The organism is Nocardia sp. NPDC005978, assembly GCF_040614455.1.
Taxonomy (GTDB): Bacteria; Actinomycetota; Actinomycetes; order Mycobacteriales; family Mycobacteriaceae; genus Nocardia.
In genome coordinates this window covers 99,873-105,872 of record NZ_JBEXUS010000020.1, presented here as the reverse complement: position 1 = coordinate 105,872, position 6,000 = coordinate 99,873, and the positions used below count along the sequence as shown (strand labels likewise).

The window sequence follows — 6,000 nt, the reverse complement described above, 5'->3', positions numbered from 1 at the left end:
GATCCCGGGCCGTCCGCGCCACGCACCCGAGCCCGCCGGGCGGTCCCGGCTCAGGAAGCCACGGCCGACCCGACCCCCAGCGCCTTCAAGCTCGCCAGCAGGAAGTCGTTCACCAGGTCGGCCCGCTCGAGCTGTACCAGGTGCCCCGCACGCGGAACCTCCACCACCGCACGCAGATCCGTGAGACTGGCCCGCAGCGTCGCCAGCGGGTCACGCCCGCTGAACCCCTCCATATCCGGGTCGTTCTCGCCGTACAGGAAGAACGCGGGCACCTCCACCTTGGCGTCGGCGAACGCGGCGGTCAGCTCCCAGTTCCGGTCCAGGTTGCGGTACCAGTTCAGCCCGCCGGTGAACCCGGTCCGCTCGAAATCCGCGACCAGGGTGTCGAATTCGGCCTGCGAGAGCCACGGCCAGGGCAGCGGCGGAGCCTCGGGCAGCACATCCAGGTAGCCCAGCCCGGGCGGGTTCTTCCAGGTGTCGAGGTAGTGGTACTCGCCGCTGAGCGAGTAGTAGACCCGTGCCAGGAACCCGCGCGGATCGGCGGCCAGTTCGGCGTCGGCGACCCCGGGCTCCTGGAAGTAGGACAGGTGCAGGAAGTGCTTCTCGGCCGCACGCGTCCAGAACGCCGACGGCGGGCGCGGCGGGCGGGGGCTGAACGGATTGTTCAGGACCGCGACCCCGGCCACCCGCTCGGGCGCGCGCAGGGCCAGTTCCCAGACCAGCTGCGCGCCGAAGTCCAGGCCGACGAACACGGCCTTGTTCGCGCCGATGTCGTCCAGCAGGGCGAGCAGATCGCCGATCACGGCCTCGTTGGTGTACGCGGCCGGGTCCGCGGGCGCATCGGTCCGCCCGTAACCGCGCAGGTCGGGCGCGATGGCCCGGTAGCCCGCGGCGGCCAGCGCATCCAGCTGGTTGTGCCACATGAACCAGGTGTGCGGGAACCCGTGACAGAAGACGACCGGAAACCCTTCCCCCTGCTCGGCGACGTGCATCCGGATGTCCCCGGTATCCACCGTCCGATGCGTCAGCTCCACTGCTGCCTCCAATTTCTAGAACACGTTCCTATTTCAAGGTAGTGTCCAGAGGTCGTGAGCGAAATACCCAAGATTCTCGCCGGTCGGGTCGCCGTGGTGACCGGAGCCAGCCGTGGCATCGGCAAGGGCATCGCCCTGGAGCTGGGCGCGGCCGGTGCCACCGTCTATGTCACCGGCCGCACTACCACGCCCGGGCACCTGCCGGGGACCGTGGGCGGCACCGCCGCCGAAATCGACGAACTCGGCGGCACCGGCGTCGCGGTGGTCTGCGACCACAAGGACGACTCCGCGGTCGAGAAACTCTTCGCGCAGATCCGCGACGAGCACGGCCGCCTCGACGTGCTGGTCAACAACGTCTACAACGCCCCCGGCTCGGCGCGCTGGATCGGCCGCAAGTTCTGGGACGTGCCGCCCAAAGCCTGGGACGAGGGCTTCGACATCGGCGTGCGATCGCACTATGTGGCAAGCGTTTTCGCCGCGCCCCTGCTCATCGAATCGGGCGGGCTCATCGTGAACGTGTCCTCCCCCGGCGCGCAACGCCAGATGCACAACGCCGTCTACGGCGTGGGCAAGGCCGCGGTGGACCGCCTGACCGCCGACTTCGCCCACGACCTGGCCGATACCGAGGTCACCGCCGTCTCCATCTGGCCCGGCATCGTCAATACCGAGCTGCTGCAGATGGTTCCGGCCGACGCCGAGGGCCGCCGCATCGTCACCCTGCCCGGCGAGGGCTCCTTCGATCTCGACACCGCCGAGACCCCGCGCTTCCCCGGCCGCGCCGTGGTCGCCCTGGCAGCGGATCCGAACCGCAAGGCGCGCACCGGGAAAGCCTGGAAGGTCGCCGACCTCGCCGGGGACTACGGCTTCACCGATATCGACGGCCGCGTCCCGCGCGCCGACTGACCCCCACATCCGTTCCAGCACAGAGGAGTACAGCAAGTTATGCGACGCGTTTTCGTCGTCGGCGTGAACATGACGCCGTTCGTGAAGATCGGTTCCCGCGAGTGGACCTACCCGCAGATGGTCGCCGAGGCCGTCAACGGAGCGCTCGGCGACGCCGGTGTGACCTACGACCAGGTGCAGCGCGCCGCCGTCGGGTACGTCTTCCAGCCGTCCGCGGCCGGCCAGCGTGCCCTGTACGACGTTGGCCTGACCGGCATTCCGGTGGTCAACGTGAACAACAACTGCGCCACCGGCTCCACCGCGCTCATGCTCGCTCGCGAATGGGTCGGCGCCGGCATCGTGGACGTGGCCCTGGCGGTCGGCTTCGAGCAGATGACCAAGGAGTCCATGGCGGGCCCGGCCACCCGGCCCAAGGCCACCACCGTGGATCACCACCTGGCCGTCATGCGCGAGCACTACGAGTTCAGCCAGGCCCCGATCACCACGCAGTTCTTCGGCAACGCCGCCATCGAGCACATGAAGCAGTACGGCACCACGCCCGAGCAGCTCGCGGCCGTCGCGGTCAAGAACCACGAGCACTCCACGCGAAACCCGTTGGCGCAGTTCCAGGACGCCTACACCCTGGAGCAGGTCCTCGGCGACAAGCCGGTGCACGGCCCGCTCACCCGCTCGCAGTGCTCACCCATGTCCGACGGCGCGGCCGCCGCCGTCGTGGTCAGCGAGGAGTACGTCAAGGCGCACGGGCTCGAGGACCAGGCCATCGAGATCCTGGCCCAGGAACTGGCCACCGACGACGGCACCTCGTTCTCCACCGGTTCCATGATCGACGTGGTCGGCGCGCCCATGACCCGCGCGGCCGCCTCGAAGGTGTTCGCCGCCTCCGGCGTCGGCATCGGCGAGGTCGACGTCATCGAACTGCACGACTGCTTCACCATCAACGAACTCATCACCTACGAGGCGCTGGGCCTGTGCGGTGAGGGCGAATCCGGCGCATTCGCCGAATCCGGCGCCACCACCTACGGCGGTCGGGTAGTGGTGAACCCCTCGGGCGGGCTCATCTCCAAGGGGCATCCGCTCGGCGCCACCGGCCTGGCCCAGGCCACCGAACTGTCCTGGCAGCTGCGCGGACTCGCCGGCGACCGGCAGGTCGCGGGCGCGCGCACCGCCCTCGCGCACAACCTGGGCCTCGGCGGAGCGGTGGTCGTCACCCTCTACCGCGGCTACAACGCCTGACCAGAACCCATCGCTCGGAGCGGAGACAGCAATGACCACCATCGATCCCGACACCCGGCTGCGGATGCCCGTGCACAACGGGCACGCGCTCGTGTCCGGACTGCGCCGCCACAAGAACCGGCCGGTGCTGACCCTGGGTGACACCGTGCTCACCGGCGGCGAGGTCCTGAAGGCCATCAGCCGCTACATCGACGCCTTCGCCGAACACGGCGTGGTGTCCGGGACCCCGATCGGCGTGCTCGCGCTGAACCGCCCCGAGGTGCTGTTCACCATCGGCGCGGGCCAGATCGCGGGCCACCGCCGCACGGCGCTGCACCCCATCGGCGGCCTGGACGATCACGCGTACGTGCTCGCGGACGCGGGCATCACCACACTCATCCTGGATCCGCTGCCCGCATTCGTGCAGCGCGCCCGCGAACTGGTCGACCGGGTGCCGGGCCTGAATCGTGTCCTGGTGCTCGGCCCGGTGCCGGACGAGCTGTCCGACGTGGGCATCGACCTGCTCGCCACGGCCGAGAAGTTCGAGCCGCGTCCGGTGCAGGCCGTCGAATTGCGGCCCGACGACGTCATTTCCATCGCCTACACCGGCGGCACCACCGGAAAGCCCAAGGGCGTCATCGGTACGTCGCAGGCCATGGCGACCATGACGCAGATCCAGCTCTCGGAATGGGAGTGGCCCAAGCACCCCAAATTCCTGATCTGCACGCCGCTTTCGCACGCGGGCGCGGCGTTCTTCCTGCCGGTGGTGCTGCTCGGCGGCCAGTGCATCGTGCTGCCGCGTTTCGAGCCCGGAGAGGTGCTGCGGGCCATCGAGGAGCACAAGATCAGCTCCACGATGCTGGTGCCGTCCATGCTGTACGCGCTGCTGGACCACCCGGATTCGCACACCCGCGACCTGTCCTCGCTCGAAACCGTGTACTACGGCGCGGCCGCCATCGACCCGAATCGGTTGCAGGAGGCCATCGATCGCTTCGGGCCGATCTTCGCCCAGTACTTCGGGCAGTCCGAGGCGCCCATGGCGATCAGCTACCTGGGCAAGGACGAACACGACAAGGCGCGCCTGGCTTCGTGCGGGCGGCCGTCCACCGCGATCCGAGTGGCGTTGCTGGACAAGGACGACAACGTCGTCGAGCCCGGTGAGGTCGGCGAGATCTGTGTGTCCGGGCCGCTGCTCGCGGGCGGGTACCTCAACCTGCCCGAGGTGACCGCGGAGACCTTCCACAACGGCTGGCTGCGCACCGGCGACCTGGCCCGCCAGGACGAGGACGACTTCCTGTTCATCGTCGGCCGCAGCAAGGACATGGTCGTCACCGGTGGGTTCAACGTCTTCCCCCGCGAGGTGGAGGACGTGGTGTCCGAACATCCGAAGGTCCGCAACGTGGCCGTGGTCGGCGTGCCGGACTCGTACTACGGCGAGGCCGTGACCGCGGTGGTCGTGCTCGATCCCGAGACCGCGGGCGACGCGGCCGCCGTGGAGACCGTCATCGCCGAGGTGCAGGCCGCGGTCAAGCAGCGCAAGGGTTCCGTGCAGGTGCCCAAGCACGTGCTGCTGGTCGAGGAGCTGCCGCTGACCGGACTCGGCAAGCCGGACAAGAAGGTCATCCGGGTGCTCGCGGCCGAACGCCTCGGGCTGGCGTGATCGCCCCGGCCTGACCGGCCGTCCACTCTCGGGCCGAGCTGCCGAAAGGCGCTCGGCCCGAGTCGTTCACGCCTGATCCGCGCTGGGCGGCCCGAGGCGCAGCGCGCGCACCTGCCGTACGCCGCGGCGCACGCTCACCGCGCCCGTCTCCACCACGGCCCGAGTCACGAAGTGCCCCAACGCCGTCGCGGCGAACACCGCCGCGATGAGAATCGGCGCCCACTCCCAGGTGAGAGCGAGCACCATGCGCTCGAGGGTGCCCACCGGCTCCACGACCGGCTCCCAGCTGTTGAGCCGCACCCAGCGGCCCAGGAAAACGCCCACGGCGCACAGCAGATGGACCGCCAGCGTCACCGGAGTCCGCCACCGGCCCCAGCCCCGCTGCTCCAGGAACCGGCCCAGCTCGGCCAGCACCAGGTAGTACGCGAGGAAGCCCGAAGCGATGAACGCGACGTACACCGGCAACACCGTCGACACGACCGGGCCGTCCCCGACCGCCCGCACGGTGTCACGCAGATGCACGAGATCGGTCACCACGTAGGGCGAATTCGGCAGGAACAGCAGCAACAGCACCGCGCCGCCCCACCATGCCGGCGACAGCCGCCGGTCCTTGCGCCCCGCCCAGCGGAACACCACGAACGCCAGACCGACTGGAATCCAAGCCAATACGGTATTCCAGCTCATCCACCACAGATCACGGCGCAATACCCCCACGAGGCTCGGCGCGACCGCATCAACCAAGTCCATCGCTCCATCATGCACGGCCCCCGACCCCGCGCCCGGGAATTTTCCGCAACGCCGCAGTGCGAACGCCGTCCCCGCACACCCCGCCCAGCACAAGTAGCCCGGGTGTCGCCACTGCGACACCCGGGCTACTTACCCAGCTTATGAGGTCAGGAGAACTTGATTTCCAGGCCGATGCCGAGAATCGAGATCAACCAGATGACGCCGACGAACACCGTGATCCGGTCGAGGTTCTTCTCGACAACGGTGGAACCCGACAGGCTCGACTGCACACCGCCACCGAACAGGCTGGAAAGACCTCCACCCTTGGCGCGATGCAACAGCACCAGCAACACCAGCAGGACGCTGGTGATGATCAGGAGGATATCCAGGAACATGCGCATTCCACGGATAATACGCGGTCGTCAGGGGGACAATCGCCAACCCCCCTGGGGACGCGCACGTGGT

At 68.9% G+C, this 6,000-nt stretch carries 6 protein-coding genes; 3 read left to right on the top strand and 3 right to left on the bottom strand.

Annotation, left to right across the window (positions count from 1 at the left end):
* Positions 1-50: 50 nt before the first annotated feature.
* The gene (locus ABZ319_RS12270; RefSeq protein WP_354986427.1) at positions 51-1,034 is read right to left on the bottom strand and encodes an alpha/beta hydrolase; all 984 of its coding nucleotides are present in this window, start codon (positions 1,032-1,034) and stop codon (positions 51-53) included.
* A 54-nt stretch (positions 1,035-1,088) separates the two neighbouring features.
* Between ABZ319_RS12270 and ABZ319_RS12265 the strand changes: the two genes are divergently transcribed.
* The 3 genes from ABZ319_RS12265 to fadD8 are packed head-to-tail and all read left to right on the top strand — an operon-like array spanning position 1,089 to position 4,809.
* Positions 1,089-1,937, top strand: coding sequence for an SDR family NAD(P)-dependent oxidoreductase (locus ABZ319_RS12265; RefSeq protein ID WP_354986426.1), 849 nt, complete (start codon positions 1,089-1,091; stop codon positions 1,935-1,937).
* Positions 1,938-1,976: 39 nt separating this feature from the next.
* Positions 1,977-3,170 carry a Nonspecific lipid-transfer protein gene (locus ABZ319_RS12260; RefSeq protein WP_354986425.1) on the top strand — a complete coding sequence of 398 codons (1,194 nt, stop codon included), beginning with the start codon at positions 1,977-1,979 and terminating at the stop codon, positions 3,168-3,170.
* A gap of 31 nt (positions 3,171-3,201) precedes the next feature.
* The gene (gene fadD8 / locus ABZ319_RS12255) at positions 3,202-4,809 is read left to right on the top strand and encodes a fatty-acid--CoA ligase FadD8 (protein WP_354986424.1); all 1,608 of its coding nucleotides are present in this window, start codon (positions 3,202-3,204) and stop codon (positions 4,807-4,809) included.
* A gap of 66 nt (positions 4,810-4,875) precedes the next feature.
* Here fadD8 and ABZ319_RS12250 read toward each other — a convergent pair whose 3' ends face one another.
* Both ABZ319_RS12250 and secG read right to left on the bottom strand, forming a co-directional pair.
* Positions 4,876-5,556 (bottom strand): DUF1361 domain-containing protein, encoded by a 681-nt coding sequence (locus ABZ319_RS12250; RefSeq protein ID WP_354986423.1) that lies wholly within the window; start codon positions 5,554-5,556, stop codon positions 4,876-4,878.
* 146 nt (positions 5,557-5,702) lie between these two features.
* On the bottom strand, positions 5,703-5,936 hold the full coding sequence (gene secG, locus ABZ319_RS12245) for a preprotein translocase subunit SecG (protein WP_354986422.1): 234 nt from the start codon (positions 5,934-5,936) through the stop codon (positions 5,703-5,705).
* Between the last annotated feature and the right edge of the window lie 64 nt (positions 5,937-6,000).